At 57.0% G+C, this 2,914-nt stretch carries 4 protein-coding genes; all 4 read right to left on the bottom strand.

Annotated features, from left to right (window positions below):
- Positions 1 to 705 (bottom strand): lysophospholipid acyltransferase family protein (locus RI563_RS11165; RefSeq protein ID WP_310694464.1); only part of this gene is annotated, 705 nt, incomplete at its 3' end.
- Entirely contained in the window at positions 706 to 1,251 is a 546-nt protein-coding gene (gene gmhB / locus RI563_RS11160; protein ID WP_310694463.1) for a D-glycero-beta-D-manno-heptose 1,7-bisphosphate 7-phosphatase, read from the bottom strand. It lies immediately after the preceding gene.
- Positions 1,252 to 1,332: 81 nt separating this feature from the next.
- Positions 1,333 to 1,665 carry a nucleoside triphosphate pyrophosphohydrolase family protein gene (locus tag RI563_RS11155; protein WP_310694462.1) on the bottom strand — a complete coding sequence of 111 codons (333 nt, stop codon included), beginning with the start codon at positions 1,663 to 1,665 and terminating at the stop codon, positions 1,333 to 1,335.
- A 4-nt stretch (positions 1,666 to 1,669) separates the two neighbouring features.
- A partial coding sequence (gene glyS, locus RI563_RS11150) for a glycine--tRNA ligase subunit beta (RefSeq protein ID WP_310694461.1) occupies positions 1,670 to 2,914 on the bottom strand: 1,245 nt, incomplete at its 5' end.

The following is a 2,914-nucleotide window of genomic DNA, read 5'->3' as shown; positions in this document are numbered from 1 at the left end:
CGGGGCAAGGCGAGCCATCTCACCCTCAATAAACGTTTCGGCTTCGGATAAAATCTGTTCAGCCGATTTGCCTTCGCTGTCGATGGGCGGGCCGATGACCATGCGGATGGTGCCGGGCCGCTTGAGAAATTGTCCCTTGGCCCAGAAGTAGCCGGCGTTGTGCGCGACCGGCACGACCGGATAGCCGGACTCGGCCGCAAAGACGGCGCCGCCGATCCTGTAGCGACCTTTGGTTCCGGGACGTACCCGGGTGCCTTCGGGGAAAATGACCACCCACACCCCGCGCCTGAGGCGTTCGGTCCCCTGTTCGATGATCTGGCGAATGGCATTGCGTCCGGCCGAACGGTTAATGGCGATCGGGTCCATGCGCGACAGGCCCCAGCCGAAAAAGGGCAGCCACAGCAATTCACGTTTAATCACAAAGGTCAGCGGCGGAAAGACCTGCTGCAGGGCGATCGTCTCCCAGGTGGACTGGTGCTTGCTGAAAATGATGGCGGCACTGTCCGGGATGTTCTCCCGGCCTTCGACCACATAGTCGATTTTACAGACGTATTTGAGGACCCACAGATTGTAGCGGGCGAACTGACTGATGATGGTATAGCGCCAGGAAAACGGGGCAAAATAAAACAGCAGTACGATGCAGGTAATAATCACGCTGGTGATAATCACCGACAGGCTGAACAGGGTGGAACGTAGCAAAACCATTTAACCATCCTCACTGGCAAGAAAGTCATCGACAAACCGGGCAAGGTCAGCATACACCGGAACCCCCTCCAGCCCCTCGCCTCTGGCCAGCGTCCGTTCGCCCTTACCGGTTCTGACCAGGTAGGGGGTGGCGCCGACGGCGCGGGCCGATTCGATATCGCGCAGGGAGTCGCCTACCACCGGCACGTTCACTAATGTGTGGCCGCTGAGATGGGCAATACGCTCCAGCAAGCCCGGCAGCGGTTTGCGACAGTCACAGTGGTCGTCCGGCCCATGCGGACAATAGACGATACCATCGACCCGACCGCCCTGCCCGGTCAGCAACTTGCGCAGTTTATCGTGCATCTGTTGCAACGTGGCCTCGTCATAATAGCCGCGGGCAATCCCCGACTGATTGGTGGCCACATAAACATGATAACCGGCCCGGTTCAGGCGCGCGATCGCCTCCAGACTACCCGGAATCGGCACAAACTCGTCGGCGCTTTTTATATAGTCGTCGGAGTCATAATTAATCACCCCGTCACGATCCAGAATAATCAGTTTCATAGGAGGCGAAATTTACCACGAAGGCACGAAGACTCGAAGTCAATCATAATAAATCTTCGTGTCTTTGAGTCTTGGTGGTGATCAGTCATCTTTAAATTCAGAAACACGTATCCGCCCGTTTACCATTTTCGATTCGCGCTGCATGATCTTGTCCAGCTTGGCCCAGAAGGCCTGGTTGAGATCGAATTCGGCCGAGATGGCGGTCCCCATAATCAGGATTAGCAGATCGGCGACTTCCTCGGCGAGTTCGTCCTTGTCCTTGCCCTTGGTGACGCAGGCGGAGATTTCGCCCAGTTCTTCGGCCATCAGGGCGATGCGATAGGGCAGATCCTCGCCGCCGGTACCTTTGAAGTCATGCTTGTCGTGAAAGGCCTGCACGGCTTTGAGCATGTCCTGATAGGAGTCGGGATTCATGGGCTCACCCTTGCAATTTGGCGATGTCGGCGATTTGCAAAAACAGCTGATGTAACTGGTTTAACAGTGCCAGGCGATTGTTGCGCAGAGTGTCGTCGTCGGCCATGACCATCACCTGATCGAAAAATTGATCCACTGGTTCGCGCAGGTCGGCCAGAGCCGTCAGTGCCGGCTGGTAATCACCCTGATCGATCTGTTGCTGGACCTGCTGCTGCAGGCTGGCCAGGGTATCGTACAGGGCCTTTTCCGCGTTTTCCTCGAAACGTGTCGGATCGATCTGCTCCGGCAACGGGCCTTCCACTTTCTTGAGAATGTTACCGATGCGTTTGTTGGCGGCGGCCAGGCTCTCGGCGGCCTCGAGCTGGCGAAAGTGATCCACGGCCTTGAGTCGTTGCTCGATATCCAGCGGCCGGGTCGGACGGTTGGCAGTGACGGCTTCGAGCACGTCGGCGCGAATGCCCTGATCGCGGTAATAGGCCTTGAGGCGATCGAGAATGAAGCCGATCACAGCTTCCACGGCTTCCTCCGCTTTGAGGGATTTGTCGAAGCCGGCGGCGGCCTCTTGCAATAGCGCCTGCAGATTGAGGTCGAGCTGCTGTTCGATCATAATCCGCAATACTCCGAGCGCGGCGCGGCGCAGGGCGAAAGGATCCTTGTCACCGGTGGGGATCTGGCCGATGGCGAAAATGCCGACCAGTGTGTCGAGTCGATCAGCCAGCGCCAGCGATTGGCCGATCACATCATCGGGCAGATCGTCACCGGCGAAGCGGGGTTTGTAATAATCGTCCAGCGCCCGGCCGACCTGCGGCTGTTCGCCGTCAAGTTCGGCATAGTAACGGCCCATGATGCCCTGCAGGTCGGGGAATTCCCCGACCATCTCGGTCATCAGATCGCATTTACACAACTGTGCGGCGCGGATGGCCAGCTGTTTGTCACCGCCCAGTTGTTTGGCAATACTGCCGGCCAGTTTTTCCACTCGTCGGGTCTTGTCATAGAGCGTGCCGAGCTTTTGCTGGAAGACCACGCTCTTGAGTGAATCAAGACGTTGTATCAGCGGGATCTGCTTGTCCTGCTGCCAGAAAAACTCGGCATCGGCAAAGCGTGGGCGAATGACCCGTTCGTTACCTTGTTGAACCTGTTCGGGCTGTTTGCTTTCAATGTTGCTGATGGTGATAAACAGCGGTAACAGACGGTTGTCCCTGTCCACCAGATGAAAATATTTCTGGTTGGTTTTCATGGTGGAGATCAA

The sequence above is a fragment of the Thiohalophilus sp. genome (assembly GCF_031581315.1).
GTDB lineage: Bacteria > Pseudomonadota > Gammaproteobacteria > UBA6429 > Thiohalophilaceae > Thiohalophilus.
This window is presented reverse-complemented; position numbering and strand designations above follow the sequence as displayed.